Origin of the sequence: Actinokineospora alba (genome assembly GCF_004362515.1) — a bacterium.
Taxonomy (GTDB): Bacteria; Actinomycetota; Actinomycetes; order Mycobacteriales; family Pseudonocardiaceae; genus Actinokineospora; species Actinokineospora alba.
Genome location: NZ_SNXU01000001.1, coordinates 1,244,234 through 1,271,121 on the forward strand (window position 1 = coordinate 1,244,234; position 26,888 = coordinate 1,271,121).

The following is a 26,888-nucleotide window of genomic DNA, read 5'->3' on the forward strand; positions in this document are numbered from 1 at the left end:
GGCTATTCCGCGATCACCTCGAGGGGCCACGGTCCGCCGGTCGCCTCCATCGAGGAGCCCTCGGCTTCGGTCAGCACGATCTTGGCGTAGATCTCATACCGGCCCGGCGCTAGTTGGCCGTCGGTGGCGCAGTCCCGGGCGCTTCCCGGTGCGTCGAACGCCGCGCTGCCGCCGGGTTCGATGTCGACCTGCCTGCCGACCAGGTCCTTCGGGACGGGAACGGAGACGATCTTGCCGTCGCGGGCGAGGTAGACGTCCGCGCCTGGGGTGGTGACTCCGGTGATCTTGGCCGTGCCGGCGATGATTGTGACCTTGCCCGTGAACTGGTCGGGTGTGGTCGTGGCCGGAAACTCACCGGTCATCTTCACCGGGCCGGAAGCACCGATCGATTCGCCGCAGCCGACCGGGACGACGTCGGCTCGGCGTTCGCCGTCGGTGGCCGAGGTGTCGGGCGCGACCGGCGCGGGGCTGGGCGGCGCGACGGGTGGTTGACCGCCCGCGCACCCGGAGGCGCACAGGGCGGCGGCGGCGATGACACGAATCCAGGACATATCTCCCAGACGTAACAGATCGCGGTTCCGGTTGCCATCGACGCGCGGGTGATCAAGGCATACGTTGGAAAGCATGCTGCCTGAGCTGCGTGTAGGTGCCCGGCTGGCCGTGCAGCGGCTGGCCACCCGCGGGTTCGCGCTCGCGGGCGACCCCCTCGCCCGACTGGCCACCGCGCCGTGGCGGTACGACCCGTACCCCATCTACGCGGGGTTGCGCGCGCACGGCGTGCACCGCAGCCGGTTCGGCTTCCACACGGTCGCGACCTACGACCTGTGTTCGCGGATCCTGCGCGATCGCACCTTCGGCGTGCGCACCCGCGACGGGCTGGAGCCGCCGCCCGCGACCCAGTCGCCGCTGCCGATGGCCACGGCGGTGATCCCCACGTTCCTGGAACAGGACCCGCCCGACCACACCCGGCTCCGGGCGCTGGCCCGGCCCGCGTTCAGCCCGCGCAAGATCGAGAACTACCGGGAGGTGGTCCGCAAGACCACGTCCCGGCTGCTCGACGACGCCATGGCGAAGGGCACCTTCGACCTGATCGCCGACTTCGCGGCGCCGCTGCCGATCGCGGTGATCTCGGACCTGCTGGGCATCCCGGACGTCGACACCGAGCGGTTCGCCCGCTACGGCCGCGTCCTCGGCGCCTCCCTGGACGGGACCACCACCCTTCGGCAGGCGCGGGCGCTGCGGGCGGCGACGGTCGACCTCCAGGCCCTGTTCAGATCCCTGATCGCCGTGCGGCGGGCCACTCCCGGCGACGACGTGATCAGCGCTCTCGTGCACTCCCTCGACGCGGGCGAGCTGACCGAACTGGAACTGGTCACGACCTGCGAACTGCTGCTGATCGCGGGCTTCGAGACGACGGCGAACCTGATCGGCAACGGGATGTGGACCTTCGCCCAGCACCCGGAGCAGTGGGAGCTGCTCCGCGCGGATCCGTCGATGGCTTTGGGGGCGGTCGAGGAAGTGCTGCGGTATGAGTCGCCGATTCAGCTGACCCAGCGGATCACCCACGCCGACTCGGTGATCGGCGACGTGGAGATTCCGGCGGACCGGATGGTGATCGTCGCGCTCGGCTCTACTGGGCGAGACCCTGGGGCGTACTCGGACCCGGATACATTCGACATCTCGCGGACGCCCGAACGCGACCATCTTGGGTTCTCCAGCGGGATCCACTACTGCCTGGGGGCGCCGCTGGCTCGGATGGAGGCGGAGATCGCTTTGTCCGCGTTGGCTGAGCGGCTTCCCGCTGTGCGTGTGTTGCGGCGGCCTCGGTGGCGGTCTACGACGGTGATTCGGGGTCTTCGATCGCTGCCTATGCGGAGCTAGGTTTTGGTGCCTGTTTGGGTGGTTCGCCTTGATTTGGGGACCCCGGAAATGGGCCTGCGCGGGTAAAGCGGGCAGGATAGGGAAACTGCCCCGCGCCGCGAAAGTTTAGGCCCATTTCACCCCAAATCAAGGCGAACCACCCAAACAGGCAGGTGGGATTGGCCCGTTGCGTTCAGGGGGTTTGGGCTCAGCCCCACGGCCCATATGCGCAGGCAGTGGGCACGACCCTCGTGTTCAAGGGGTTGGGCACGGCCCCTTGCATTGCGGGGAGTGTGGGGCTCAGCGGAAACTCAGCCCAGGAACGGGTTTCCGCGCTGGCTCAGCATCCGATAAAGGGTCTGCTGAATCGTCTCCCGGACCTGGTCGGTCAGGTTGAACACCAGCATCGGGTCGTCGTCGGCCCCGGCGTCGTACGAGTCGGTGGCGATGGGTTCGCCGAAGCGGATGTGCCACTTCGAGGGCAGTGGGATCGCGCCCAGTGGTCCGAGTAGCGGGAAGAACGGGGTGATCGGGAAGTACGGCAGCCCGAACAGCCTCGCGATCGTCTTCAGGTCGCCGATCTTGGGGTAGATCTCCTCGGCTCCGACGATCGAGCACGGGATGATCGGGACGCCCGTCCGCAGCGCCGCCGAGACGAAGCCGCCCCGGCCGAAGCGCTGGAGTTTGTAGCGGTCCGCGAACGGCTTTCCCACTCCCTTGAAGCCCTCGGGCCAGACTCCCACCAGTTCGCCCGCGTTGAGCAGCTGTTCGGCGTCGGGGTTGCACGCCAGCGTCTGTCCGGACTTGCGGGCCAGGGCACCCAGCAGGGGGACCTGGAAGACCAGGTCGGCGCCCAGCATGCGGAGGTAGCGCTGCCGTGGGTGGTTGTCGTGGACGGCCACCGCGGTCATCAGGGCGTCCAGGGGCAAGGTGCCCGAGTGGTTGCTGACGACCAGGGCGCCGCCGTTGACGGGGAGGTTCTCGATTCCGCTGACCTCTACGCGGAACCAGTTCTTGTAGAGCAGCCGCAGCGGCGGGAGCAGGACCCGCTCGGTGAGGTCCGGGTCGAAGCCGAACTCGTCGATCGGGTAGTCGCCGGTCAGCCTGCGCACGGCGAAGCCGAGGGCGTCGCCGATGCCGCGGCGCACCGCTGAGACCGGTGGGTGTTCGCGGGTGGGGTGCAGCGGCGTCGGCTCGACGATCGGGCCGTCGGCCTTCGGGGGGTTCGGGGCCGGACGACGCCGGTCCGCTCTCTGCAACGGGATCACACGGGCTTCCTGCATGCCTGTGGCACCTTCCAAGGGCAGATCTAGGTACGCGTCTCCAGGACGCGGCTGCGGGCGGCGGCGAGCAGCGCGGGGGTGAATACGGGACGCAGCTGGCTGCCGGATACGTAATCGTCGAACGCCTGCCGGGTGGTCCACCGGGGGGTGAACGCCAGCTCGGCCTTGAGCCGGGTGGTGTCGAGCACCCGGCCGTAGTTGAGGTAGCGGACGTGATCGGGTGAGAAGTCGACCAGCCGCGCGCCGCGCAGGAGCCTGCCGGCGGCGGGCAGGGCCTGGCGCAGCACCGGCAGTGGGAGCCTGCCCGCCCGCCGGATGGCCTGCGACAGCATCAGGACGCCGTCAGCGGCCACGTTGAACACCCCCGCGACCTCACCCAGGCTCGCCAGCTCCAGCACGGCGAGGGCGTCCTCGGAGTGCAGCAGCTGCATGCGGGCGTCGAAGCCCAGCACCGTGGGCACGATCGGGAGGGCGAAATACCTGGTGAGCACAGTGTCCACGCTCGGCCCGATCAGGTTGGCCAGCCGCAGGGTCGCCACCGACACGTCGGGGCGCCTGCGGGCGAAACCGCGGACATAGGCCTCGACCTCGACCGCGTCCTTGGCGTAGCCACTGGAGCCGATGTCCTTGGGGGTGTCGTCCTCGGAGAACACCGCGGGCGAACGCGAACTCGCGCCGTAGACCGAGGCGGTGGACTTCACCACGAGCCTGCGCACCGAGGGCGCGCGCTGGCAGGCGGCCAGCAGCTGCATGGTGCCGATGACGTTGAGCTCCTTGAGCACCGTGCGCCGGGCGGGGCCCGCCGGGTTGGTGGTCGTGGAGGCATGGACGACGGTGTCGACGCCCGCGGACGTGATCACCTTCGCGATGAGCGGGTTGCGGATGTCGGCCCGGACGAACTCCGCGCGGCCCATGGAGCGGACGACGTCCTTGCGCGGAGGCACGGTGTCGACGCCGAGAACGCGGTCGATGTCGGGGTTCGCCGCCAGGCGGGCGGCGAGATTGCCGCCGAGGTAGCCGCCGACACCGGTGACGAGGACGACTTTTGGCGTCATGCGATTCCCTAGGGTGGGCGCTTGGGAATGGCCGACTCTACTCGCGAGTCAAGATCGAAAAAGCCCAGGCAACAGACTCTTAACGCAGGTCACATGGGCTGTTAGGCAATGTCACCCGATTGGTCCACTGCCCGAAACGCGGCGACGCCCGCACCGTGGAGGTGCGGGCGTCGCCGGACACGTCGAACTACTTCTTCAGTTTGCGACGCTGCACGCGCGTCTTGCGGAGCAGCTTGCGGTGCTTCTTCTTCGACATGCGCTTGCGGCGCTTCTTGATGACCGAGCCCATGTGTGTCCTCAACTCTCAGGTGGGTCGTTCCAGGTGTTCCGGCGCTCCGGTGTGGCCACGTCACGGAACGCACGCCAAAACACCAGGCACAACGGTTATCCAGCGTACCCGTCGGCCTTCGTGGCTCGACCGGGGGCCTCAGCCCGCGTCGAAATAGGCGTTTTGCAGGTAGTCATGCACCGCTTTCTCCGGCACACGGAAGGACTTGCCCACCCGCACCGCGGGGAGGTCGCCGTTGTGCACCAGTCGGTAAACGGTCATCTTGGACACTCGCATCAGGGTCGCCACCTCGGCCACCGTCAGGAATTGCACCTGCGGAAGTCCGGGTGCGCCCGGGTCGCGCTTGTTCGCCGGCATCATCACCGCGTCCTTCAACACGCGTCGCGCCGTCGGCTTCCCCACCGACGGATTCGACACGCACGTGCTTCTGTCGAGAGTAGCGGGACACGTGTGACTAAAGCGACGCCACGTTTGGCTCAAATCTGCAAAGTGCAGACCGGGTCAGTGCGCTTCGTGTTCGGCGCCCAGCTCCCTGGAACGGTCCCTGGCAGCCTCGATGGCGGCCAGCAGGGCGGCACGGACCCCGTGGTTCTCCAGCTCGCGGATGGCCATGATGGTCGTCCCGGCGGGCGAGGTCACAGCCTCGCGCAGGATCACCGGGTGCTCCCCGGTCTCGACGAGCATCGCGGCCGCGCCCACGGCGGACTGGATGATGAGCTTCTCGGCGACCGCGCGCGGGATGCCGAGCAGGATGCCCGCGTCGATCATCGCCTCGACCAGGAAGAAGAAGTACGCCGGACCGGACCCGGACAGTGCCGTCACGGCGTCCTGCTGCGACTCCGGCACGCGCACGACCTTGCCGACGGCGCTGAGCATGTCCTCGACGGTCGCGAGGTGCTCCGGGCGGGCGTGCTTGCCCGGAGAGATGGCGCTCATGGCCTCGCCGACCAGCATCGGGGTGTTCGGCATGACCCGGACGACGGGCACCCCAGCGGGCAGCCTGCGCTCGAACAGCGACGTCGGCAGACCGGCGCACAGGGACACCACGAGGGTCTCGGGGTCGACCACCGGCGCGAGCTCGTCGAGCAGCGGCTCGATGTCCTGCGGCTTGACCGCCACGACGAGCACGTCGGCGTCCTTGGCCGCCGTCGGCACGTCCGTGCAGCGAATGCCGTAGGTCTTGGTCAGCTCCGCCGAGCGCTCCGGGTAGCGCTCGGTGAACAACAGGTCGTCGGCACTGCGGCCGCCGTGCAGCAACCCGGACAGCAGCGCCTCGCCGATCTTGCCCGCACCGAGCACCGCGATCGTGGGCCGCGCGTTCGCCTCAGTCATGGGACAAGGCTAACGACCCACGCTCGTCGATTAAGCGGTGGCGGTGAGGGCGAGCTGGCGGGCCTGGCAGACGAGGCGGCCGGTGGAGTCCACGACGGTGGCGTCGGAGTCGAACCACATGCCGTGCACGGCCTTGGACTCGACCTGGATGCGCAGCCAACCGGGCGCGGGACGCGAGCGCAGGTGGGCGGTCAGCTGGACGGTCGGCGACCAGCCGAGCCTGCCCAGGTTGAACGTCACCGGCATCGAGATGTCCCCCGCGACCAGGGCGAACAGCGGGTCGGCGTGCTCGCCGCGCGGTCGCGCCCACAGCCGCAGGCGCAGCGGGTCACCCACGTGGCCGTGCAGGAAGCCCGCGCCGTTCGGGTCGAGCCGCACGTCGCAGGTCTCGGTCAGCCGGAACACCGACGCCGACGGGACCGTCGACAGGTCGATCGCGTTGCCCGGCGGCTCAGCGGGCTGGTTGGGCAGGTCGGCCCAGGCGGCCCGCTCGCGCGGGAGCCTGCCGGTGGTGACCATGCCCTCGACGCACGCGCGGCCACTCTGCTCAAGATGGACCGAGACGACCGTGGTTCGGCGGCCGGTCTTGCGGACGTCGGTGCGCAGCAGCACCGGGCCCACCCCCGGCGGCCGCAGGAACTGCGCGCTGACCGACAGCGGGTCCACCAGCGGCGCCCCCGCGCCGGTCTGGCCCGCCACCGCCGCGCGCGCCAGCAGGGCCAGCAGGAATCCGCCGTGCGGTCGCCCTCCCACGGTCCACTGGGCCGGGAGATCCGCGGTGAAGGTGCCGTCTCCCAGCGGACGCACCTTGACCGCGGCGGCGAACGCCCCACCCGCGGGCACGTGTCCGGACGCCCGCACATCGCCGTGGCCTGTCGCACTACTCATGGGCAACAGCCTGCCACGCCGAGCTACCGGATCCCGCGCGGCTCCGCGGGATGAGCGTCACTCATTTCTTGCTCATGAGCGCACGGAGGAAGAACACGGTGTTCGCGGGGCGCTCGGCCATCCTGCGCATCAGGTAGCCGTACCACTGGCCGCCATAGGGGACGTACACCCGCACGGTGTGGCCCTGGTGGGCCAATCGGAGCTGCTCGTCGGGGCGGATCCCGTAGAGCATCTGGAACTCGAACTCGCCGGGCTTGCGGCCGTGGTGGTCGGCGCGCTCGCCGATGATCCGCACCAGCCGCGGGTCGTGGGTGGCGAACATCGGGTAGCCGGTGCCCGCGAGCAGCGCGTTGGCGCAGCGCACGTAGCTGCGGTCGACCTCGGGCATCTCGTCGAAGGCGACCGTGCCGGGTTCCTTGTAGGCGCCCTTGCACAGCCGGACCCGGGACCCGTCGCCGGAGAGGCGGACGGCGTCGTCGAGCGTGCGGTGCAGGTACGACTGCAGGACCGCGCCGACCCAAGGCCAGGTGGTGCGCAGCTCGGCGAGGATGCGCAGCGTCGAGTCGGTGGTGGTGTGGTCCTCCATGTCGAGGGTCACCGTGGTGCCCGCCTCCTCGGCCGCGCGGCAGATGCGCGAGGCGTTGGTCAGGGCGAGGTCCTCGTCGAGGAGCTGGCCGACGGCGGAGAGCTTGACGCTGACCTCGGCGCGGTCGGACAGGCCCTCGGCCTTGAGCCGGTCGAGCAGCTCCAGGTAGGCCTGCACGGTCTGCTCGGCCAGGGCCGCGTCCGTGGTGTCCTCGCCCAGGTAGTCGAGGGTGACGGTGAGACCGGACTCGACCAGGCGCCGGGTCACGGCGACGGCTTCCTCGGTGGTCTCACCGGCCACGAAGCGGCGGACCACGTCCCGGCTCACGGGCGCGGTCGCGATGACACGGCGGATGGTGTCGTTGCCGGCGGCGGCCAGGATCAACGTGCGCAACGGGTTCACGCGCACAATGTACGACGCGGCTCGCCAGGGGAGAACAAGGCATCCGGTCGTCCTACGTTTCCGCTCGGATTTGCCCGCCTCGGAGTGCTATCCGGGTGGTTCGCTACCGGCCGTCCGGGGAGATCAAATGCAGCCGGGCGAACAGCAGCGCCTCGGCCAGGTCCTTCGCCCGCTCCGCCGGACCCCGGGCGCGGCGGGTCGACACCTCCAGGACCACCTGGCCCTTGAAGCCGTTCGCGGCGAGCGTCTCGCACAGTTCGGCGCAGGGCTGGTCGCCGCGGCCGGGGACCATGTGCTCGTCCTTCGACAGGCCCGAACCGTCGGCGAGGTGGACGTGGGTCAGGCCCTCGCCCATTCGCTCGGCGAGTTTCATCGCGTCCATGTGGGCGGCCGAGGTGTGCGACAAGTCCAGCGTGTAGTTGCGGTGGCCGACATCGGTCGGGTCGATCGACGGCCGGAACGCGGTCATCTCCATCGACCTCGTGCCCAGGCCCCGGCGGACCGGGAACATGTTCTCCACCGCGATCGCCACCCCGGTGCGTTCCTCCAGGCTGGCGACCAGGTCGGGGAAAGCGTCGGCGTAGCGGCGCTGCCAGCGGAACGGCGGGTGCACGACCACCGTGCGCGCGTCCAGGTCCTGCGCGGCCTCGACCGACCGGCGCAGCCTGACCTCCGGGTCCGGCGACCAGACGCGCTGGGTGATCAGCAGGCAGGGGGCGTGCACGGCCATGATCGGCACGCCGATCCGCGCCGAGCGACGACGCAGGCCGGGGACGTCCTGGCTCATCGGGTCGGCCCAGACCATGACCTCGACGCCGTCGTAGCCGAGTTCGTCGGCCAGCTTGAACGCGGTCGCCGCGGTCTGCGGCCACACGGATGCCGTCGACAGGCCGACGGGGATCGCGGTCACCGACCGAGGAGCAACAACACCGCGGGCGAGACCGTGACCACCAGCCCGACGAGCACGGCGAGCACGGTGGTCTGCAGGTCCTCCGCCTTGCGGATCTTGCGGACGATGAGCACCAGCCCGACGATCACGGCCAGGGCGGCGGCCAGCGCGGCGGCGGGGAGGAAGCCCCACAGCCAGTTGAACGCCAGCCAGACCGCGGCGCCGCCGACCACGCCGAGGGCGAGTTGGCCCGCCATGATCGCCCACTCGCGACCGGGGTTGGCGTCCTCATCGATCTCGTCATCGTCGTCGTCCCGATCGCGCGGGTCCGGGTCGAAGTCCTCGTCGAAGTCGCTGTCATCAAAGTCGCGGTCGGCGCCTGCGGGGGCGCGGTCGAAGTCCTCGTCGAGGTCGTCGTGCGCCTGGTACTCGTTGAACCGGACCGCCGCGCGGTCGTCGAAGGACTCGACTTCCTCGAGGAACTCCGGCCGCGGACCGCGCGGATCGATGGCCGTCTCGGAGGCGTCGCCGGGGAACTCGCGGGCTCCCCGGTTCGGCGCGGGCGGGAAGGTCGGCAGCGGCCGCGCCTCGCCTGCGGGCAGCGGCGGCTTCGGCAGCTGCTGCGACGGCTGCGGGAGCTGCTGGGAGACCTGCGGCTGGGGTATCGGCTGCGAGGGCTGCGGCTTCGGGATCGGCTGCGACGGCTGTGTCGGCTGTGGCGTCACTGGCTTGGGCAGCTGCTGCGAAGGCTGTGGCATCCGCTGGCCGGGCTGCGGCTGCTCGGGACGCTGCCCGCGGCGCGGGAGCAGCGGGAGGCGGTTCGGCCCGCCCGCCAGGCCCGCGGGCGGCTCGCTCGGGTCGGGACCGTCGTCGGTGACCCGCGGGATCTGCTCGGTGTGGCCCTCGGCGGGCACCGGTCGCGCGACCGGCCGCGGCAGGCGCAGCGACTCAGGTGTGGCCCGCGGAGGCTCCGGGCGCACGGGCTCCGACCGGGTCGGCTCGTGGCGCACGGCCTCGGGCCGGGCGACGTCCGGTCTCGGCGGCTCCGGCCGGGTGGGCTCGGGCCGGGGCGGCTCCGGGTGGACCGGCTCGGGTCGGCGCAGCCCAGGGCGGACGGCCTCCGGTCGGACCGGCTCGGATCGCGGCGGCTCGTGCCTGGGCGGCTCGTGCCTCGCTGGGTCATGCCGCGGTGGGTCATGACGCGGCGGCTCGCCCATGGGCGGGCGGCCGAGCAGCTCCGGTGGCGGCGTCGACGCGGGCTGACGGCGCTGCGGCGCGGGCTTGGGCGCGTGCGTGGTGCGGCCCTGCCGGTGCGACACCCGCTCCGGCGGCGTCTGCTCCTCGGTGATCGGCAGCATCTTCCCGCTGTCGGACATCACCCGCTCGATGATCGCCTGCGGCGCCGTGTCCGAGCCGTCCTCGGGCTTGCGGCGCCGTCGCCTGGGTGCGCTTTCGCCCGAGGTGCCGCCGTATTTGGCCAGCAACTCGGCAACGGTGCGCTGGGTGCGCTCCGACCCGCCTTCTTGACTCATCCACTCCACCGTGCCCCGTGCTGGCCGATCCGTCCAGTGCCGGCACGCTCCGCGGAGGCTTCCCGGGCGGGAAGTCCCCGACTTCTCTCAGTCCGAGGAGACAGTGTGGTCCCCACCGTTCGTCTGGTCCAGCCGCCGGAGGATCACGCCTTCGCGCAGGGCCCACGGCCCGATCTCCAGTTCCGGCAGTGATAACGCTCGCATAGTGGCCTGCGCCACAAGTGCACCGGCTACCAACTGGTGCGCCCGGCTGGGGCTGACGCCCTCCAGTTCGGCGAGATCACCCGCGGACATGCGGGAGATGAACGCGATCAACTGGCGCAGCCCGGCCTCGGTCAGCGTGCGGCGCACCCGCGGTCCCGCCGACGACGGCGCCGCGCCGGTCAGCCGGGCCAGGGTGCGGAACGTCTTGGAGGTCGCGACCACCCGATCGGGTTGGCCGAACTTCGCGACCCGCCTGGCCACGGGGGCCAACTGCTCGGCGAGCCACTCCGTCGCCGACTCGATCTCACCGCGCTGCGGCGGGTCGCTGGTGAACCGGGTCCGGGTGAGCCTGCCCGCGCCGAGCGGGAGCGACCACGCGAAATCCGGGTCCTCGTCGATGCCCGCGGCGATCTCCAGTGAGCCGCCGCCGATGTCGAGGACGAGCAGGTTGCCCGCCGACCAGCCGTACCAGCGGCGCGCGGCGAGGAACGTGTAGCGGGCCTCGTCCTCGCCGGAGAGGACCTGCAGATCGACCCCGGTCTCCTTGGCGACCCGCTTGAGGACCTCGGCGGAGTTGCCCGCCTCGCGGACCGCCGATGTGGCGAACGCCATCATCTCGGCGCAGCCCAGCCGGACCGACGACTCCTTGGCCAAGGCGACGGTGCGGACGAGTTCGTCCGCACCGGCCTTGGACAGCATGCCGGAGCGCGTGATGCGCTCCGCGAGCCGCAGCACGGTCTTCTCCGACCGTGCCGGGGTCGGGTGGGCACCCCGATGGGCGTCCACCACGAGCAGGTGGACCGTGTTCGATCCGACGTCCAATACCCCTAGGCGCACCGGGGGAACGCTACCCGCTCAGGTCACGACTCGAACTTGTAGCCGAGCCCCCGAACGGTCACCAGGTGGCGCGGGGAGGCCGGGTCGGGCTCGATCTTGGAGCGCAGCCGCTTGACGTGGACGTCGAGGGTCTTGGTGTCGCCGACGTAGTCCGCGCCCCACACCCGGTCGATCAGCTGGCCGCGGGTCAGCACCCGGCCGACGTTGCGCAGCAGGTACTCGAGGAGGTCGAACTCCTTGAGCGGCAGCGGGATCTCCTCACCGTCCACAGTGACCACGTGCCGTTCGACGTCCATTCGGACCGGTCCGGCGGCGAGCACCTGCGGGAGCAGCTCACCGTCGCCGCCGGCCTCGCCGCCGCGGCGCAGGACGGCCCGGACGCGGGCGATCAGCTCACGGGCGGAGTACGGCTTCGTCACATAGTCGTCGGCGCCGAGTTCGAGCCCGACGACCTTGTCGATCTCGCTGTCGCGGGCGGTCACCATGATCACCGGGACGGCCGAGCGCTGGCGGAGTGCCTTGCACACGTCGGTGCCGCTCATCCCGGGGAGCATGAGGTCGAGCAGCACGATGTCGGCGCCGTTGCGGTCGAACTCCTCGAGCGCCTGCTGCCCGGTGGCGGCCACCGCGGCGGTGAACCCTTCCTTCCGGAGCAGGAAGGCAAGCGGGTCGGCGAAGGACTCCTCGTCCTCGACGATCAGCACTCTCGTCATGCCATTCCTCCGTGATCGGTACCGGCGCCGTCGGACTTCGACGGAGCGGCGGACGCGGCCAGGGACGCGACCGCGGCGCGGCCCGACCTGGTCTTCTCCGCGCCGTTGAGGGTGTCCGCCCCGGCCGGGGCCGGGGCGTCCAGGTGCGCGGGGATGCGCAGGGTGAACGTGGAGCCGAGACCGGGCTTGCTCCACAGCTTGACCTCGCCGCCGTGGTTGGCGGCGACGTGCTTGACGATGGCCAGGCCGAGTCCGGTGCCGCCGGTGGCCCGCGAGCGCGCCTTGTCGACGCGGTAGAACCGCTCGAACACGCGCTGCTGCTCCTCCTCGGCGATGCCGATGCCGCGGTCGGTCACCGCGATCTCGATGAACCCGTCGACCAGCGAGCGGCTCAGCGAGACCGGGTTGCCCGGCGGCGAGTAGGCCAGGGCGTTCTCCAGCAGGTTCGACAGGGCGGTGACCAGCAGGGTCCGGTCGCCCTCGACGAGCAGGCCGCTGTCGGCGTCGGTGGTGACGTCGATGCCGGTGGACTCCATGACCAGCCGCGCGCGGCCGAGGGCCTCGCGCACGACCGCGTCGACGTCGACGGTGTTCATGTCGGGCAGCCGCTCGGCGCCCTGCAGCCTCGACAGCGCGATCAGCTCGGTCACCAGGGTGCCCAGGCGGTTGCCCTCGTGGAGGATCTTGGTGGTGAAGCGGCGGACCTCGACCGGGTCCTCGGCGGCGTCGAGCACGGCCTCGGCCAGCAGCGCCATCGCGCCGACCGGGGTCTTGAGCTCGTGGCTGACGTTGGCCACGAAGTCACGCCGGGTCGCTTCGAGGCGCACGGCATCGGACTGGTCGTCGGCGTCGACGACGGTGTAGCCCTCGCCGAGCGGCCGGACCTCGCCGAGCACGGCCTCCGGCGTCCGCCCGCCACGCGACTCCAGCGGCGAGAGGTCGATCTCCACCGGGTCGCCGGTCTCCAGGACCAGTTCGGAGGCTTTGCGCGCGCGCTCATCGACCTGGCGGTTGCGGACTAAACCGAGTTGCTCGGCGCGCGGGTTGTAGATCACCACGTCGCCGAAGTGGTTCAGGACGACGACACCGGAGTGCGACGAGTGCACCCAGCGCTGGACGAGATCCGAAACGGTCGGTCCGGCCGGCCTGCGGGCCGGATCCCCGTGTCGGGCGCGCCCGACCAGGTATCCGACGAACAGACCGACGAGCACTCCACACGACAGTGCGATCCACGCGGCCACAGGAGGATCGTAAGCAGGTGGGGAGGGGTTTGGACCAGCCCGACAAGCCGTTCAGTGACCGTGGTGACACCTATCGGCCCGCTTGTTCGCGCCCCAGCCGACCCCCGTTCACCCATTCGTGTCCTACCCACCAGTAACCCCAGGTCAACCGCGAGTCGCCCGCCCCAGCAAGTGAGTCGCCCCTCCAGGCAAGTGAATTCAACATTCGCGAAGGTTGAACTCACTTGCCGGAAGGGGCGACTCGGTTGCCCCGGGGGGCGACTCACTTGCCGGACGGGGCGACTCGCGGGTTTAGCGGCCTTGGTTGGCCACCTTGGCGATGGCGATCTTGGCGGCTTCGGGGTCGAGGTAGAGACCGCCGGGGGTGGTGGGGGCGGCGGAGTCGTCGAGGTCGTAGCGCAGAGGGATGCCGGTCGGGATGTTGAGGCCCGCGATGTCGGCGTCGGAGATGCCGTCGAGGTGCTTGACCAGCGCGCGCAGCGAGTTGCCGTGTGCGGCGACCAGCACGTTCTTGCCCGCCTTGAGGTCGGGGACGATCTCGTTCTCCCAGTACGGCACGACCCGGGCGACGACGTCCTTGAGGCACTCGGTCAGCGGCGCGTCGATGCCCGCGTAGCGCGGGTCGCCGTCCTGGCTGAACTCGCTGCCCTTCTCGATGGGCGGCGGCGGGGTGTCGTAGGAGCGGCGCCAGAGCATGAACTGCTCTTCGCCGAACTCCTCGAGGGTCTGCTTCTTGTTCTTGCCCTGCAGGGCGCCGTAGTGGCGCTCGTTGAGCCGCCAGTCGCGCTTGACCGGGATCCAGTGCCGGTCGGCCGCGTCGAGGGCCAGGTTCGCCGTCGAGATCGCGCGCCGCTGCAGCGAGGTGTGCACGAGGTCGGGCAGCAGGTTCGCCTCACGCAGGAGGTGACCGCCGCGGGCGGCCTCGGCGACGCCCTTCTCCGAGAGCTCAACGTCGACCCAGCCGGTGAACAGGTTCTGCGCGTTCCAGACGCTCTCGCCGTGCCGGATGAGCACCAAGGTTCCAATTGCCATGCCGATGAGCCTGCCAGATCCGGCGCCCGTCGCGGCCGTGAAGGACGTCTCCCCGCCCGCCGGGGGGCGTGGGCCAGGTGTCCGCGACCGATGGGCCAGATGATGTAACCGAAACCACACTCGCGCTGAACTATGCCCCAATCGGAGTAATCAAGTGGGCAGAGCAGGGCAAGCAGCAACCGATAGTCGCGAAAGTATGAGATTCCGTGACAAAACTGTTACTTACTGACAGCTATTTCCACGATCGGCGTACTACGTGGCCTTGTGCCGGTTGCTCGGGTCTGCCAAGTTGGCTCAAGCCACATCGGGTCTGCTCCCACGCACTCCCTGATCCGATGGGGCCCCGTGCGGCTCGACTCCCCTGCCGAGCCGCACCCCCGCGCTGGGTGTCCGTGGCCTCCCCCGCCACGTGACCGGAGCGGGTTTTGGTCGCGGGGCGGTCCAGATATGCGACTCCCCCCCTCGCTGAATCGCCCCGCGACCCTCTTAAGACTCCTGAGTCACCGGCTCCTGGGCGACCGGCTGCGCCTGCGCCGGCCGGGCCGACCGCCGCCAGCGGCGCCAGAGCAGGTAGGCGGGCACGCCGAGCACCACCGCGAACGGCAGCACCAGGGCGACGGCCCGCACGACGAACGACGTGGTGTCGACGAACGCCTTCCACCCGCCTGCGAGTGCCCCGAGCAGCGTGTCGTCGTCCGCCACGGGCGCCGGCGCGCTGTCGCGGGACAGGCGCAGGGTCACGGTGGACATGGCCACGCTGCCCGCGAGTCGCTCCCGACGCTTGAGCAGCGACTCCAGGTCGGCCTCGCGGCGGGTCACCTCGGATTCGAGCTGGACGATCTCGGAGATCTGCTGGGCCCGGCCCAGCAGCGCCCGCACCCGCTCCAGGCTGGCCCGCTGGGTCTGGATGCGGCTCTCGACGTCGACGATCTGCTCGGTGACGTCCTCCGCGGCCTGGCTACGCGACTCCTCCTTGCCCAACTCGGGCGCGGACAGCTTGCCCAGCGTGTCGTCGAGCTTGTCGCTCGGGACGTAGAGGGTCATCGTCGCGCTGCGGCTGCCCACGTCGGCCTGACCGGTGTAGCCGCCCGTCGCGACCACGATCGCGCGCGCCCGCTCGGCGCTGTCGCGCACATCCGGCGTGACCAGGACAATCGTGGCCGTGCGGACGAGCTTGCGGTCGACGCCCGGCTGCCCCACCTGCGCGGCCTGTTGGGGCTTCTCGCCGGTCGCGGCCTTGTCCGAGCCACCCGAGCCACCCGAGCCGCCCGAGGTGCCGTAGGAGCCGGTGCTCGCCGCCTCCGGCGCCGCGGCCGGCCGCTCGCCGCGCATATCGGCGGCGCTGCCCGAGTCCGACGCCGACCCGCAGGCGGTCAGCCCGCCGGTCGCGGCGAGGGCGAGCAACAGTCCTGCTAATCGTCTCTGCTTGGTCGAACGCATTCGGTGCCTCCCAGTTCCGTCGTCCTCATCAGACGTCGGCCGGGGTTCCTTACGTTGCCGAAATGCTGGTCACGACTCGGTTTCGGTCAGCCCCGGCCGGTCTTTGTGCTCGGGCTGCACCAAGTGCTCGAACGCTTTGAGGTTCGCCAACGACTCGCCGCGGGAGACCCGCCAGTCCCATTCCCGCCGGATCGAGGTGGCGAAGCCGATCTCCAGGATCGGGTTGAAGTCGCCGTCGGCGGCTTCGAGGACTTGGCCGAGCAGGCGGTCGAGCTCGTCGGCGGTGATCGAGCTCAGCGCGACCCGGCCGATCAGGTAGATGTCGCCGACCTTGTCGACGGTGTAGGAGACGCCGTAGAGCTTGGCGTTGCGGCGCAGCAGGTAGCGGTAGACGTCCTCGTGCGCCTCGTCCGGGCGGCGGCAGACGAACGCCTCCACCACCAGGCCGTGGTTGCCGACGATCAGCCACGTGTTGGTCTGCTGCTTCTTGATCCCCGGCAGCGTGACCAGGAAACGGCCCGGCGCGGGGTGGTCATAGACCAGTTCGCGCTCGTCGAGGGTCTTCTGGATCAGTGTGTCTAGCTCGCTCACACCGCCACCTCAGCACGCGCGAGCGAGTAGCGCAGCGCGTGGTCGGCGTCGATGTAGCCCGCGATGAGGGCGTCGGTGGTGCGGTCCCAGGAGAAGCGGTGGGCGTGCTGGACCGCGCCCGCGGCCAACTGGGCGCGCAGGACGGGGCTCATGGCGAGCCTGCCGAGGGTGTCGGCCCAGTCGTCCGTCGCGTGGCCCGCGACAAGCAGGCCGGAGAAGCCGTCGGCCACCGCGACCGGCAGACCGCCCACGGCGGCGGCGACGACCGGCGTGCCGCAGGCCTGCGCCTCCAGTGCGACCAGGCCGAAGCTCTCGTTGTGGCTGGGCACGGCCACGGTGTCGGCGGCGCGGTAGACATCCGCGAGCGCCTCGCCCGACTGCGGCGGCAGGAACCGGACGACGTCGGTGATGTCGAGCGCGACGGCCAGGTCCTGCAGGGCGGCGGGCTGCTCCAGGCCGGTTCCCGACGGCCCGCCCGCGACCAGCACGACGAGCCGCTCGCGGGCGATCTCCCCGCGCGCGAGCAGCGCGGCGACCGCGCGCAGCAGCACGTCGGGGGCTTTGAGCGGCTGGATGCGGCCGACGAAGGCGAACACGACCGCGTCGGGCGCGATGCCCAGCCTGCGCCGGGCGGCGTGCCTGCCACCGGGCCGGAAGCGTTCGAGGTCGACGCCGGGGGCGATGATGTCGACCTTCTCGGGGTCGGCGTCGTAGAGCGAGACCAGCTGCGCGGCCTCGACGTCGGTGTTGGCGATGAGCCGGTCGGCCTCGTCGACGATCTGCTGCTCGCCGATGACCCGCTCCCGCGGCTCGGGGGTGTCGCCCGCGGCGAGGGCGGCGTTCTTGACCTTGGCCAGGGTGTGCGCGGTGTGCACCAGCGGCACGCCCCAGCGCTTGCGCGTGAGCCAGCCGACCTGGCCGGAGAGCCAGTAGTGGGAGTGCACGAGGTCGTAGTAGCCAGGTTCGTGGCGGGCCTCGGCGCGCAGCACACCGGCGGTGAAGCCGCACAGCTCGGCGGGCAGCTCGGCGCGGTCGAGCCCCTCGAACGGGCCGGCGGAGACATGGCGGACGAGGACGCCCGGCGCCAGCTCGGCCACCGGGGGCAGGCCGGAGGAGGTGGCCCGGGTGAAGACCTCGACGGCGATACCGCGCTGCGCCATGCGGGTGGCGGTCTCGGTGATGTAGACGTTCATGCCGCCCGCGTCGCCCGTGCCGGGCTGTTCGAGCGGGGACGTGTGCACCGACAGCACCGCGACCCGGCGCGGCTTGCGCAGCTGAGTGGGAGTCACCCCGGTTCACCCCTTCCGGTCCGCCGCATGGCTGGCGGAGGACGCGGTACCTCGTCGACGCGTTCGGCGAAGGGCGGAGACCCACCCGGGAGATCCAACGCGCCGACGGCCCCGGAATCTTCCCGAGTGCGGTCTTCCCCAACCGATCGGTGAGCTAAGTCACACCGACGCTTCGATCAGGTGAAGACGCACCATTTGCCGCCCTCCAGGTACACCTCCATCAGCACGGGACCACCCCGACTGATCTTGACGGAGAGGACTACGCGGTAGCTCTCCACCATGTACGGCTCGGGCAGCAGGCTGGCGGGGAGGCGGTCGACGATGGCGGTGTACGCCGGGCCCGGCCGCTCCTTCTTGCAGGTGAGGCTGGTCGCGGTCGTCTCGTCCTTCGCGTTCACCGCGGCCAGGTACCGCTCCGCGTGCGCCTTCGCCTGCTCGACCTCGGCGGCCGACACGGGCGGCGGCGTGGTCGTGACCAGCACGGACGGGTCGGCGGTCGCTGTCGAGGAGTAGGTCGGGATGGGCCCGAACTCCGTGGTGTCGGTGACCGACAGGATGGTCATGACGGCGCCCACGGCGACCACCACACCCACCACGATCAACGAGACGAGCAGGGCGGTGTTGCGCTTCGGCGGTGCGGGCGGACCGCCGTGAAAGCCCGGCCCGCCCTGGAAGCCGGGTCCACCTTGGTAGCCAGGTCCGCCGGGCGGCGGGAACTGCGGGCCGCCCTGATACCCGCCGTTGTACGGGCCCTGCGGACCACCTTGCGGCATGCTCACTGTCGATCTCCCCCAGCGTTGTTCGGACGCCGAAAAACCTAGCGTCCCGCCCGGGTGGATCAGCGCAGGGCGGACATCTGCTGCCACTGGCCCCACGGGATCAGCCAGTCGTAGACATCCGACGTCGTGGGCATGTTCGCCTGCGAGCCGGTGACCTCCACCGGGTCGCCGATGATCGCGCTGTCGAAGTACGCCTTGGCGTCGGCCTCGAAGAGGTTCACGCAGCCGTGCGAGGAGTTGACCTTGCCGATGTTGGCCCGGTTCTCCTCGTTCTCGTGGATGAACTCGCCGTGGTTGGAGAACCGCACGGCCCACTTCTTCTTGACGTTGGTGTAGCCGTAGCGCGGGTTGGAGAAGTCGCCGATCGGGTCCTTCTGCATCACGATCATGGTGCCGTTGGGGGTGTTCAGGTTCGGGTCGGCGTCCTTGCCGTTGCTCGCCGGGTAGCTCGCGAAGAGCTTGCCGTCGCGGTAGACGTTCATCTTGTGGTCGGGGGTGTTGATCTTCACGACCTGGTTGCGCCCGATGGTGAACTTCGAGGACAGATCGGCCTTGCCGTAGGCGCCGCCGCCGTAGGCCAGGCCGTAGAGCTTCGCAGTGACCGTGACCTTCGTGCCCGCGGGCCAGTATTCCTTGGGCCGCCAGTCGACCTGCTGGTCGTGCAGCCACGCCCACGAGCCCTCGACCGGCTGCGACGTCTCGACCTTGAGGGCCTTCTCCACGGCGGCCTTGTCGGTCACCTTGCCCTCGGGGAACTTGATGCTGATCGGCATCGCGACACCGACGGTGGCGTTATCGCCGGGGTTGACCGTGGCACGGGGGGTCTTCGCGGGCTTGAGGGTGGTGAAGGTGCCCTTGAGCTCGACCTTCTTGCCGTCGGTCCCGGTCGCGGACGCCGTGTAGGTGTACTTCTTGGCGTATCCGAGCACCTCGCTGGACTTCCAGCTGAGCTTGTCGGCGGCCAGTTCGCCCGCGACGGGCTTGCCGCCCTCATTGGTGAGCTCGACCTCGTCGAGGGTGCCCTCGGTGACCGAGACGGTTACCGGCTCGGTGGGCGGGACCTCCTTGGCGTCGACCGCCGGGGTCGCGACGACCTTCGCCTTGGGCGGCTCGTCGCCGCCGGTGGAACCACCGCCGCCACCCGGGGCTTCGGACGTGCACCCGGCGACCAGCGCCAAGGCCAGGAACAGGGTTCCCAGAACCACTGCCGTCCGACTGCGTCTCACCGTCTTGCCTCCTCTGTCGAGTCTCGTCCCCATCGATGGAGACGCGCCACCCACCGTCGGGGTGGGCCTGCTGTGACCGTGCTCATACATGGTTGTCGGCGGGTGGGGAAAGATTGGCCCGTGAACAACGCCATCGCGGTAGTGACCGGCGCCAGCGCGGGGATCGGCGCGGCCACCGCCCGCCACCTCGCGGCCGCCGGGTTCGACGTCGTCCTGGGCGCCCGGCGCCTCGACCTGCTCGAGAAGGTCGCCGCCGAGATCAGCGGCCAGGCCATCGAGTTGGACGTGACCGATCCCGCGTCGATCGAGTCTTTCTGCTCCCGTGTTCCAGCGTGCCACGTTCTGGTGAACAACGCCGGTGGCGCCCGCGGGCTCGACCGCGTCCTCGACGCCGACGAGGACCGCTGGCAGTGGATGTGGGACGCCAACGTCATGGGCACGCTGCGGATGACCAAGGCCCTGCTGCCCAAGCTGATCGCGTCCGGCGACGGGCACGTGGTCACGGTGACGTCCATCGCGGCGACCGAGATCTACGACGGCGGCTCCGGGTACACCGCGGCCAAGCACGCCCAGTCCGCGCTGCACCGGACCCTGCGCGGCGAACACCTCGGGCAGCCCGTGCGGTTCACCGAGGTGCTGCCCGGCATGGTGGAGACGGACTTCTCGGCCAACCGGTTCGACGGCGACCAGGAGCGCGCGGAGAAGGTGTACGAGGGCATCGAGCCGCTCACCGCCGACGACGTCGCCGAGGTGATCGCGTTCGCGGTGACCCGGTCGCCGCACGTGAACCTGGACCAGATCGTCATGAAGCCGCGCGCCCAAGCCTCAGCGACCCGAGCCCACCGGGTCTAGAGCTCGCAGTTCACGAGTACCGGCTCGGGGTGTAGGTCGACGCCGAAGGTCGCGCGGACGCCGTCGCGGACCTCGGCGGCCAGCGCCAGCAGGTCCGCGGTCGTCGCCGTGCCGCGGTTGGTGAGTGCCAGGGTGTGCTTGGCGGAGAGGGCGACGCGGCCGCCCGGTCCCGCATGGCCCTTCGCGAACCCGGCGCGCTCGATCAGCCAGGCCGCCGACAGCTTTGACGCGCCCGGCCCCGCCGGGTACTTCGGCACCGACACGTCCGGGCCGACCCGCTCGACGATGCGGGCCATGACGCCCTCGATGTCGGCGTCGGCGACGATCGGGTTGGTGAAGAACGAGCCCGCGCTCCACGTGTCGTGGTCGAGCGGGTCGAGGACCATTCCCTTGCCGCGCCGCAGGTTCAGTACCGCTTCGCGGGCGGCGGCGACCGGGACCCGCTCGTCCTGGCGGACGCCGAGGGCGCGGGCCAGCTCGGTGTAGCGGATCGGCGCGGACATGCCGTCGTCGACCAGTTCGAAACGGGCGCGCAGCACGACGGCGCGGTCGGTGCCCTTGAGGATGCTGGTGCGGTAGCCGAGGCCGAGTTCCGACACGTCGAGCGTGCGCACCTCGGTGGTCTCGCGGTCGAGCAGGTCGACCGAGACCAGGACCTGGGCGATCTCGACGCCGTAGGCGCCGACGTTCTGCACCGGGGTGGCGCCGACGAAGCCGGGGATGCCGGAGAGGCATTCCAGGCCGCCGAGCCCGGCCTCGACCGTGCCGGACACGACGGTGTCCCAGTCCTCGCCCGCCTCGACGGTCAGCTGGACCCGGCCGGGCGAGGTGCAGTCGATCTTGCTGCCGCGGTTGGCGACCCGCACGACGGTGCCGTCGAAGCCCTCGTCGGCGATCACCAGGTTGGATCCGCCGCCGAGGACCAGCAGCGGGGTGCCCGCGCTGTCGGCCGCGCGGACCGCGTCGACCACCTCGGCGGCGGTCGCGGCGGCCACGAAGTCGGCGGCCGGACCACCGAGGCGCAGGGTGGTGTAGCCGCTGAGCGGAACGTCCGTCCGGACGCCGGCACCGAGTGGGAGGCTGGTCACGAGACCCAACGGTAACCTCCTGGCCATGGCTAGCCGCATCGAGCACCGCGCCGCGTTCACCCGACCCGCCTCCGAGGTCCACGCCGCCCTCGTCGACCGGGCGTTTCTCGACGCGCGGCTGCGCGATCTCGGCGGCAAGGACGCCACTCTGCTGGACTACTCCGTCGACGGCGACACGGTCACCTTCAAGCTCCGCCAGGGCGTCGACGCCCAGCGCCTGCCCTCGGTCGTGCGCACGGTGATCAAGGGCGACCTGATCGTCGAGCGCACGGAGTCGTGGCGGCCCGACCGCGCCGCGTTCACCGGCTCCACCTCGGCGAACGTCTCGGCCGTGCCGGGCGACATCAAGGGCGCGTTCCGGCTCGCCGACACCGCGGGCGGCAGCGAGTGGTCGACCCGCGGCGAGGTGAAGGTCAGCATCCCGTTCATCGGCGGCAAGATCGAGTCCGTGATCGCCGAGCAGGTCACCCGGCTGCTCGCCGCCGAGGCCGAGTTCGCCGCGAAGTGGCTCGCCGGGAAGTAGCGCGTGGCCCGTACCCCCCGCCTGGCCGCGGGCCGAGCCCGAGCGTTGGGCAGCCCGACGCGCGGCACGACCAACCCGAACCGCTTGCGCCGGATCGACCGGTGGATGGTCGGATCACCCGAGGTGCGGGCGGCCCTGATGGCCGCCGCGGACCCGCTGGTCGTCGACCTCGGCTACGGCGCGACGCCGATCACCACGGTCGAGATGGCGGCCAGGCTCCGCACTGTGCGGGCGGATGTGCGCGTGCTCGGTCTGGAGATCGACCCCGAGCGAGTGGCCGCCGCGCTGCCGGTCGCGGACCCGCCCGCGCTGGAGTTCCGGCGCGGCGGGTTCGAGTTGGCGGGCACCCGCCCGGTGCTGCTGCGCGCGTTCAACGTGTTGCGGCAGTACACGGAGGAGGAGTCGGCGGCGTCCTGGGCGACGATGCTCGCGCGGCTCGCGCCGGGCGGTCTGCTGGTCGAGGGCACGTGCGACGAGATCGGCCGCCGCTGCTCTTGGGTCACCCTCGACGCTTCCGGGCCGAGGACGTTCACCCTGTCCTGCCTGCCGTCGGGCATCGAGCGGCCGTCGGATCTGGCGGAGCGGCTGCCGAAGGCGCTGATCCACCGGAACGTGCCGGGTGAGCGGGTCCACGACCTGCTCGCCGCGTTGGACGGCTGCTGGGCCACGGCGTCGTCGTTCGCCCCGTTCGGCCCGCGGGCGCGCTGGGTGGAGACCATCCGGGCGTTCGCCGCGTCGGGGTGGCCGGTGCTGGACAACCGGCGGCGCTGGCGGCTCGGCGAAGTCACGGTCGACTGGTCCGCCGTCGCGCCTTGACATTGACGTTGCGTCAACTTCTACCGTTGACCTCGACAGTGAGGGAGGCGGGATGAGCTGGTCGATCGCCCAGGTGGCGCGGATGTCGAAGGTGACTTCACGGACGCTGCGGCACTACGACGACATCGGCCTGCTGCCGCCGGAGTCGGTGGGCCACAACGGCTACCGCTACTACGGGCAGGAGCAACTGCTGCGCCTGCAGCAGATCCTGGTCCTGCGCGAACTGGGCCTTGGCCTCGACGCCATCGCCGAGATCCTCGACAACGGCACCGACAAGGTCGAGGCGCTGCGCAGGCACCACCGTTGGCTGCTGGCCGAGCGCGACCGGTTCGACCGGCTGGCGCGGACCGTCTCCCGGACGATTGAGGATGTGGAGGGAGGACACAAGATGACGACCGCTGAGCACTGGTTCGAGGGTTTCGACTCGCCCCAGCAGAAGGCGTTGCAGGAAGAGGCCCGGTCGCGTTGGGGAGCGTCCAACGTGGACGCCGCGACCGAGCGGGTCAAGGGCAAGGGTGCGGACTGGTGGCGTGACCAGGGGCAGGCCTGGGTGGCGGCCCTGGAGGCACTGGTCGAGCACATCGACGCGGGCCGGGACGTCGCGGACCCGGTGGTGCAGGAGACCATCGCAGGCCACCACCGGTGGCTGATGAACTTCTGGACCCCCAACCGCGAGTCCTACACCGGCCTGGCCGACGTGTACGCGGACGACCCGAGGTTCCGGGCAAAGTTCGACGCAACCGACCCCCGCCTCGCGGAATACCTCCGCGCGGCAATGGCCGAGTACGCCCGCACCCGCCTCGAGTAGCGGTCGGCGTGGAACGCCGGGTGGGCCCACGGCCTGGCCGGCCGCGGCGGGAACGTCGAGCCGGGCGAAGGTCCAGCGACCTTCCGGCGCGAACACCGAGCCGATCGAAGTCCGGCGGGCGAAGGTCCGGCGACACCCAGCGGGAAACGCCAAGCCGGGCGAGGTCCAACGGGTACGCCGAGCCGAGCCGACAGCCGACCAGTACCGGAGCGAACGTCGAGTCTGGACAGAGCTCCGGGGGCGACCCCACGGGCCCAAGGGGAACGCCAAGCCGGGGATCAGTGGCGCGACGAACCTCCGGCACCAAGGCCACGTCGGCCCGACTGGCCTGAGCGGCCAACGCCAAGTCGGTCCAAGGCCCAGCCAACCCGGCGACAGTGATCGCCGGAGTGCCCGGCAAGCCCTTGGGGACCCGGCGGGGGAGCTGCAGATCCCCCGCCCCTGGCTCTAAAGTCGGACAGTGGACCTCGCCCAGGCAGTCGACCAGATCCGACTCCACTCCGACGCCCTCCGCGCGGCGGCGGTCGAAGCGGGGCCGGATGCCGCGGTGCCCACCTGTCCGGAATGGACTGTCCACCAGCTCGTGTCGCATGTGGCTCGTGCCCAGTCGTGGCCGGGCGCGAACCAGACCGCGGCGGTCGGCAGGCCGCCGGAGGACTGGGATGAGCTCCTCGCCTGGTGGAACCCGGAGTCGTTCTGCGACACCCTGTTGGCCGCCCAGACCACCTGGCCGCCCACGACGCTGCGGTGGTGGGCCCGAAGGTCGGCCCACGAGGCCGCCATCCACCGCCTGGACGCCGAGCACGCCCGTGGCATGCCGGTGCCGCCACTGCTCTTCGACCCGGCCTTCGCCGCCGACGGCGTCGACGAACTGCTGTCGCTGATCGCCCCACGTCGCTGCACGGTGGCCGCCCCCGCCCAGATCCTCCTGCACGCCGCCGACGCCGGCCGCGTGTGGAACCTGCTGCTGGCCCCGGACCACGGCATCGAGCTAGGTCCCGACAACGACCCCGCACTGGACGTCGACGCCGCCGTGGTCGGCACCGCCGACGCCATCTACCGAGCCTTGTGGCGCCGACCGAGCGCCGCGATCATCACCGGCGATCAACTCCTGCTGAACCAGCTCAAGGCCCCCTAGGTGGGCGTGGAACACCGGCTTGTCGGAGGGGTAGGCGGCAGGCGTTGAGCCCGCGGCACGGGATGAGCGGTGGGAATGTCTGAACAGGATCGCGGAGCAAGGGACTCATAATCCCCTGGCGCTGCCAGCCCGCTCGATGGACGGCGTGTTCGTCGATGCCGTGCCGGGGGAACTTGGTCGCCGGAGCTCGGTGGGGTCGCCCCCTGGCGCCGGGGTCGGCGGAATCGCCCGCGTCGCCGGGGTCGGCGGGGTCGCCGGGATCGGCGGGGTCGCCCGCGTCGCCGGGGTCGGCGGGGTCGGCGGGGTCGGCAGAGCCACCGGAGTCGCCGGGGTCGCCGGGGTCGCCGGGGTCGGCGGGGTCGGCGGGGTCGGCGGGGTCGCAGGTTAGGCGGAGCCGGCGGGTGAGACTGTCAGGTTGGCCCGGAGCCCGTTGAGCAGTGCGTCGTCCGCCGTCAGCTGGGTCTGGGCGTAGCTGAGGACCGAGCCGTGGCGAGTGGCGAGGTTCGCCAGGAACAGGGTCATGGTCTGGGCCGGGGCTTGGCCGTAGCCAGGCCAGGTGAGGGTTTGGTCGGGATGGGCCGCCTTCCAGTCGTCGATGAGGCGGGTGGTTGCCCGCTCGGTCAGGGCGAAGTCGGCGACTACGTCCTCTTCTGCAACGCCGAGGAGGGTGAGGACGAGGGCTGCGAGCAGGCCCGTTCGGTCCTTGCCGGAGGCGCAGTGGATCACGGTGGGGCCGGCGTTCGGGGCCGCCAGCAGGGTGAGGGCCTGGTGTAGTTCGGCGGTGCCGTCCTCGGCCACCTCAGCGAAGCGGTCGGCCAGGTAGGGGCCGGGGTCGACGGTGGGCGTCAACGACGGCTGGTCGTAGGGGCGGTGTTCGATGCTGAGGTTGTGGTACTCCAGACCGTCGTAGTGCGGCACGCGGCCGGCGCGGTCGATTTCCCAGGGGTAGCGGAGATCGATGACCGTGCGGATGCCCAGTTCGGCGAAGCGGTCCCAGTCGTCGGTGCCGAGTTTGGACAGTGAGTCGGAGCGGTAGAGCTGTCCCCAGCGGACGGTGCGGCCGTCGGCGGTGGCGTAGCCGCCCACGTCGCGGAAGTTGTGCAGGCGGGCGAAATCGATGTGTCTCCTCACGGTTCGACTGTACGAGCGATCTTGGGGAGCCGGGGTCGAGCGGCTTCGTGGTGGGCGACGGATTGGGAGGGAGATTCATGTTGTTGCTGGTCAGGCGGGTACCCAAACGGACTCATCGGCTGTGAGCCCTCTCCCACCGGCCCGCGCGGGTCCAGGACCGCCTGACAGAATCGGGGGGTGCCGTCGAACGAACGTCGCTATGTGATCAAGCTCGGGTGTCCGGACCGGACCGGGATCGTGGCGCGGATCGCGTCGTTCTTGACCGAGGCGGGTGGGTGGATCGTCGAGGCGGACTACCACTCCGATCCCGACACGAACTGGTTCTTCACCCGGCAGGAAGTGCGGGCGGACTCGCTGCCTTTCGGGGTGGAGGAGTTGCGGACGCGGTTCGCCGAAGTCGCCCGGCAGCTGAGCGCCCTGTCGGACTGGAGCATCATCGACACCGGCGTGAAGCGGCGGGTGGTGATCCTGGTGTCGAAGGAAGGCCACTGCCTCTACGACCTGCTCGGCCGCGTGCACGGCGGCGAACTCGACGTCGATGTTCGGGCGGTCATCGGCAACCACACCGATCTCGCCGACATCACCCGGGCCCACGGAATCCCGTTCCACCACGTGCCCTTCCCGCCAGGCGACCCCGAGGGCAAGGCTGCCGCTTTCGCCCAGCTGAGCCAATTGGTCGACGCCGCCAAACCGGACGCGATCGTGTTGGCGCGGTTCATGCAGGTGTTGCCCGCCGGGTTGTGCGCACGCTGGGCGGGGCGCGCGCTGAACATCCATCACAGCTTCCTTCCGTCGTTCGTGGGTGCGCGCCCGTACCACCAGGCGCACAAGCGTGGGGTGAAACTGATCGGGGCGACGTGCCACTACGTCACCGCCGAACTCGACGCCGGGCCGATCATCGAGCAGAACGTGATCCGGGTCGACCACGGCGACTCCGTGGCCGACATGGTGCGCAAGGGTCGGGACATCGAGAAGGTCGTGCTCGCGGGCGGGCTTCGCGCCCACCTGCAGGGGCGGATTCTGGTGCACGGCAACAAGACCGTGGTGTTCTGACCTGACGGCCC

At 70.7% G+C, this 26,888-nt stretch carries 29 protein-coding genes; 8 read left to right on the plus strand and 21 right to left on the minus strand.

What is annotated here, in order from left to right:
• Window positions 1-2 precede the first annotated feature (2 nt).
• On the minus strand, window positions 3-551 hold the full coding sequence (locus C8E96_RS05885; RefSeq protein WP_091375758.1) for a hypothetical protein: 549 nt from the start codon (window positions 549-551) through the stop codon (window positions 3-5).
• Window positions 552-624: 73 nt separating this feature from the next.
• Here C8E96_RS05885 and C8E96_RS05890 point away from each other — a divergent pair, with 73 nt between their 5' ends.
• Entirely contained in the window at window positions 625-1,881 is a 1,257-nt protein-coding gene (locus C8E96_RS05890) for a cytochrome P450 (protein WP_091375760.1), read from the plus strand.
• 290 nt (window positions 1,882-2,171) lie between these two features.
• Here the strand turns inward: C8E96_RS05890 and C8E96_RS05895 are convergent, their stop codons facing one another.
• From C8E96_RS05895 to C8E96_RS05980, 18 genes are all read right to left on the minus strand, one after another.
• Window positions 2,172-3,143: a lysophospholipid acyltransferase family protein gene (locus C8E96_RS05895; RefSeq protein ID WP_091375764.1), complete on the minus strand. Its 972-nt coding sequence runs from the start codon at window positions 3,141-3,143 to the stop codon at window positions 2,172-2,174.
• A gap of 26 nt (window positions 3,144-3,169) precedes the next feature.
• The gene (locus C8E96_RS05900; protein ID WP_091375768.1) at window positions 3,170-4,198 is read right to left on the minus strand and encodes an NAD-dependent epimerase/dehydratase family protein; all 1,029 of its coding nucleotides are present in this window, start codon (window positions 4,196-4,198) and stop codon (window positions 3,170-3,172) included.
• Between the two features lie 187 nt (window positions 4,199-4,385).
• Window positions 4,386-4,487 carry a 30S ribosomal protein bS22 gene (locus tag C8E96_RS05905; RefSeq protein WP_018684825.1) on the minus strand — a complete coding sequence of 34 codons (102 nt, stop codon included), beginning with the start codon at window positions 4,485-4,487 and terminating at the stop codon, window positions 4,386-4,388.
• A 138-nt stretch (window positions 4,488-4,625) separates the two neighbouring features.
• On the minus strand, window positions 4,626-4,844 hold the full coding sequence (locus C8E96_RS05910) for a helix-turn-helix domain-containing protein (protein WP_091376928.1): 219 nt from the start codon (window positions 4,842-4,844) through the stop codon (window positions 4,626-4,628).
• 144 nt (window positions 4,845-4,988) lie between these two features.
• Window positions 4,989-5,819, minus strand: a complete 831-nt coding sequence (gene proC, locus C8E96_RS05915; protein WP_091375772.1) for a pyrroline-5-carboxylate reductase — start codon at window positions 5,817-5,819, stop codon at window positions 4,989-4,991.
• A gap of 30 nt (window positions 5,820-5,849) precedes the next feature.
• Entirely contained in the window at window positions 5,850-6,707 is an 858-nt protein-coding gene (locus tag C8E96_RS05920; protein WP_228769922.1) for a thioesterase family protein, read from the minus strand.
• 61 nt (window positions 6,708-6,768) lie between these two features.
• Window positions 6,769-7,695, minus strand: coding sequence for a proline dehydrogenase family protein (locus C8E96_RS05925; protein WP_091376931.1), 927 nt, complete (start codon window positions 7,693-7,695; stop codon window positions 6,769-6,771).
• Window positions 7,696-7,798: 103 nt separating this feature from the next.
• A complete protein-coding gene (locus C8E96_RS05930) occupies window positions 7,799-8,605 on the minus strand; it encodes a sugar phosphate isomerase/epimerase family protein (RefSeq protein ID WP_228769923.1) in 807 nt (268 codons plus the stop codon).
• Complete coding sequence (locus C8E96_RS05935) at window positions 8,602-10,116, minus strand: hypothetical protein (protein ID WP_091375778.1); 1,515 nt, start codon at window positions 10,114-10,116, stop codon at window positions 8,602-8,604. Before C8E96_RS05935 ends, C8E96_RS05930 begins: the two co-directional genes overlap by 4 nt.
• A gap of 87 nt (window positions 10,117-10,203) precedes the next feature.
• The gene (locus C8E96_RS05940; RefSeq protein WP_091375782.1) at window positions 10,204-11,157 is read right to left on the minus strand and encodes a Ppx/GppA phosphatase family protein; all 954 of its coding nucleotides are present in this window, start codon (window positions 11,155-11,157) and stop codon (window positions 10,204-10,206) included.
• Between the two features lie 23 nt (window positions 11,158-11,180).
• Window positions 11,181-11,870, minus strand: a complete 690-nt coding sequence (locus tag C8E96_RS05945; RefSeq protein WP_091375785.1) for a response regulator transcription factor — start codon at window positions 11,868-11,870, stop codon at window positions 11,181-11,183.
• Complete coding sequence (locus C8E96_RS05950; RefSeq protein WP_166657887.1) at window positions 11,867-13,111, minus strand: sensor histidine kinase; 1,245 nt, start codon at window positions 13,109-13,111, stop codon at window positions 11,867-11,869. The genes C8E96_RS05945 and C8E96_RS05950 overlap by 4 nt, the downstream gene beginning before the upstream one ends.
• A 291-nt stretch (window positions 13,112-13,402) precedes the next feature.
• Window positions 13,403-14,143: a phosphoglyceromutase gene (locus C8E96_RS05955; RefSeq protein ID WP_091375789.1), complete on the minus strand. Its 741-nt coding sequence runs from the start codon at window positions 14,141-14,143 to the stop codon at window positions 13,403-13,405.
• A gap of 486 nt (window positions 14,144-14,629) precedes the next feature.
• Window positions 14,630-15,583, minus strand: coding sequence for a DUF4349 domain-containing protein (locus tag C8E96_RS05960; RefSeq protein WP_091375792.1), 954 nt, complete (start codon window positions 15,581-15,583; stop codon window positions 14,630-14,632).
• A 69-nt stretch (window positions 15,584-15,652) separates the two neighbouring features.
• On the minus strand, window positions 15,653-16,174 hold the full coding sequence (locus tag C8E96_RS05965; protein WP_091375796.1) for a type III secretion system chaperone family protein: 522 nt from the start codon (window positions 16,172-16,174) through the stop codon (window positions 15,653-15,655).
• Window positions 16,171-17,463: a D-inositol-3-phosphate glycosyltransferase gene (gene mshA, locus C8E96_RS05970; RefSeq protein ID WP_091375799.1), complete on the minus strand. Its 1,293-nt coding sequence runs from the start codon at window positions 17,461-17,463 to the stop codon at window positions 16,171-16,173. Before mshA ends, C8E96_RS05965 begins: the two co-directional genes overlap by 4 nt.
• Window positions 17,464-17,639: 176 nt before the next feature.
• Window positions 17,640-18,242 carry a hypothetical protein gene (locus C8E96_RS05975; protein WP_133794204.1) on the minus strand — a complete coding sequence of 201 codons (603 nt, stop codon included), beginning with the start codon at window positions 18,240-18,242 and terminating at the stop codon, window positions 17,640-17,642.
• A 59-nt stretch (window positions 18,243-18,301) separates the two neighbouring features.
• A complete protein-coding gene (locus C8E96_RS05980; protein WP_407642605.1) occupies window positions 18,302-19,468 on the minus strand; it encodes a L,D-transpeptidase in 1,167 nt (388 codons plus the stop codon).
• 120 nt (window positions 19,469-19,588) lie between these two features.
• Between C8E96_RS05980 and C8E96_RS05985 the strand changes: the two genes are divergently transcribed.
• Entirely contained in the window at window positions 19,589-20,320 is a 732-nt protein-coding gene (locus C8E96_RS05985) for an SDR family NAD(P)-dependent oxidoreductase (RefSeq protein ID WP_091375810.1), read from the plus strand.
• Here the strand turns inward: C8E96_RS05985 and C8E96_RS05990 are convergent.
• Entirely contained in the window at window positions 20,317-21,447 is a 1,131-nt protein-coding gene (locus C8E96_RS05990; protein ID WP_091376938.1) for a UDP-N-acetylmuramate dehydrogenase, read from the minus strand. The genes C8E96_RS05985 and C8E96_RS05990 overlap by 4 nt on opposite strands.
• On the opposite strand from C8E96_RS05990, the gene C8E96_RS05995 reads away from it, so the two are divergent.
• From C8E96_RS05995 to C8E96_RS33110, 5 genes are all read left to right on the plus strand, one after another.
• Window positions 21,434-21,931: a DUF2505 domain-containing protein gene (locus tag C8E96_RS05995; RefSeq protein WP_091376940.1), complete on the plus strand. Its 498-nt coding sequence runs from the start codon at window positions 21,434-21,436 to the stop codon at window positions 21,929-21,931. The genes C8E96_RS05990 and C8E96_RS05995 overlap by 14 nt on opposite strands.
• 3 nt (window positions 21,932-21,934) lie before the next feature.
• The gene (locus C8E96_RS06000) at window positions 21,935-22,747 is read left to right on the plus strand and encodes an SAM-dependent methyltransferase (RefSeq protein ID WP_091375812.1); all 813 of its coding nucleotides are present in this window, start codon (window positions 21,935-21,937) and stop codon (window positions 22,745-22,747) included.
• A gap of 52 nt (window positions 22,748-22,799) precedes the next feature.
• On the plus strand, window positions 22,800-23,555 hold the full coding sequence (locus C8E96_RS06005; protein WP_091375816.1) for a MerR family transcriptional regulator: 756 nt from the start codon (window positions 22,800-22,802) through the stop codon (window positions 23,553-23,555).
• Between the two features lie 460 nt (window positions 23,556-24,015).
• A complete protein-coding gene (locus tag C8E96_RS06010; protein ID WP_228769925.1) occupies window positions 24,016-24,693 on the plus strand; it encodes a maleylpyruvate isomerase N-terminal domain-containing protein in 678 nt (225 codons plus the stop codon).
• 190 nt (window positions 24,694-24,883) lie between these two features.
• Window positions 24,884-25,081, plus strand: a complete 198-nt coding sequence (locus tag C8E96_RS33110) for a hypothetical protein (RefSeq protein WP_176926773.1) — start codon at window positions 24,884-24,886, stop codon at window positions 25,079-25,081.
• On the opposite strand, the gene C8E96_RS06020 is transcribed toward C8E96_RS33110, so the two are convergent.
• A complete protein-coding gene (locus C8E96_RS06020) occupies window positions 25,078-25,824 on the minus strand; it encodes a tyrosine-protein phosphatase (protein ID WP_091375819.1) in 747 nt (248 codons plus the stop codon). The genes C8E96_RS33110 and C8E96_RS06020 overlap by 4 nt on opposite strands.
• Before the next feature lie 177 nt (window positions 25,825-26,001).
• Between C8E96_RS06020 and purU the strand changes: the two genes are divergently transcribed.
• Window positions 26,002-26,877: a formyltetrahydrofolate deformylase gene (gene purU, locus C8E96_RS06025; RefSeq protein WP_091375822.1), complete on the plus strand. Its 876-nt coding sequence runs from the start codon at window positions 26,002-26,004 to the stop codon at window positions 26,875-26,877.
• Window positions 26,878-26,888 lie beyond the last annotated feature (11 nt).

Excerpts from the sequence above, each read along its gene's own strand:
- C8E96_RS05960 (WP_091375792.1), bottom strand. The coding sequence starts at position 15,583 with ATGCGTTCGACCAAGCAGAGACGATTAGCAGGACTGTTGCTCGCCCTC.
- C8E96_RS05895 (WP_091375764.1), bottom strand. The coding sequence starts at position 3,143 with ATGCAGGAAGCCCGTGTGATCCCGTTGCAGAGAGCGGACCGGCGTCGT.
- C8E96_RS05990 (WP_091376938.1), bottom strand. The coding sequence starts at position 21,447 with ATGCGGCTAGCCATGGCCAGGAGGTTACCGTTGGGTCTCGTGACCAGC.
- C8E96_RS05945 (WP_091375785.1), bottom strand. The coding sequence starts at position 11,870 with ATGACGAGAGTGCTGATCGTCGAGGACGAGGAGTCCTTCGCCGACCCG.
- C8E96_RS05955 (WP_091375789.1), bottom strand. The coding sequence starts at position 14,143 with ATGGCAATTGGAACCTTGGTGCTCATCCGGCACGGCGAGAGCGTCTGG.
- C8E96_RS05920 (WP_228769922.1), bottom strand. The coding sequence starts at position 6,707 with ATGAGTAGTGCGACAGGCCACGGCGATGTGCGGGCGTCCGGACACGTG.
- C8E96_RS05905 (WP_018684825.1), bottom strand. The coding sequence starts at position 4,487 with ATGGGCTCGGTCATCAAGAAGCGCCGCAAGCGCATGTCGAAGAAGAAG.
- C8E96_RS05910 (WP_091376928.1), bottom strand. The coding sequence starts at position 4,844 with ATGCCGGCGAACAAGCGCGACCCGGGCGCACCCGGACTTCCGCAGGTG.
- C8E96_RS05900 (WP_091375768.1), bottom strand. The coding sequence starts at position 4,198 with ATGACGCCAAAAGTCGTCCTCGTCACCGGTGTCGGCGGCTACCTCGGC.
- C8E96_RS05885 (WP_091375758.1), bottom strand. The coding sequence starts at position 551 with ATGTCCTGGATTCGTGTCATCGCCGCCGCCGCCCTGTGCGCCTCCGGG.
- proC (WP_091375772.1), bottom strand. The coding sequence starts at position 5,819 with ATGACTGAGGCGAACGCGCGGCCCACGATCGCGGTGCTCGGTGCGGGC.
- C8E96_RS05935 (WP_091375778.1), bottom strand. The coding sequence starts at position 10,116 with ATGAGTCAAGAAGGCGGGTCGGAGCGCACCCAGCGCACCGTTGCCGAG.
- C8E96_RS05995 (WP_091376940.1), top strand. The coding sequence starts at position 21,434 with ATGGCTAGCCGCATCGAGCACCGCGCCGCGTTCACCCGACCCGCCTCC.
- C8E96_RS06005 (WP_091375816.1), top strand. The coding sequence starts at position 22,800 with ATGAGCTGGTCGATCGCCCAGGTGGCGCGGATGTCGAAGGTGACTTCA.
- C8E96_RS05890 (WP_091375760.1), top strand. The coding sequence starts at position 625 with ATGCTGCCTGAGCTGCGTGTAGGTGCCCGGCTGGCCGTGCAGCGGCTG.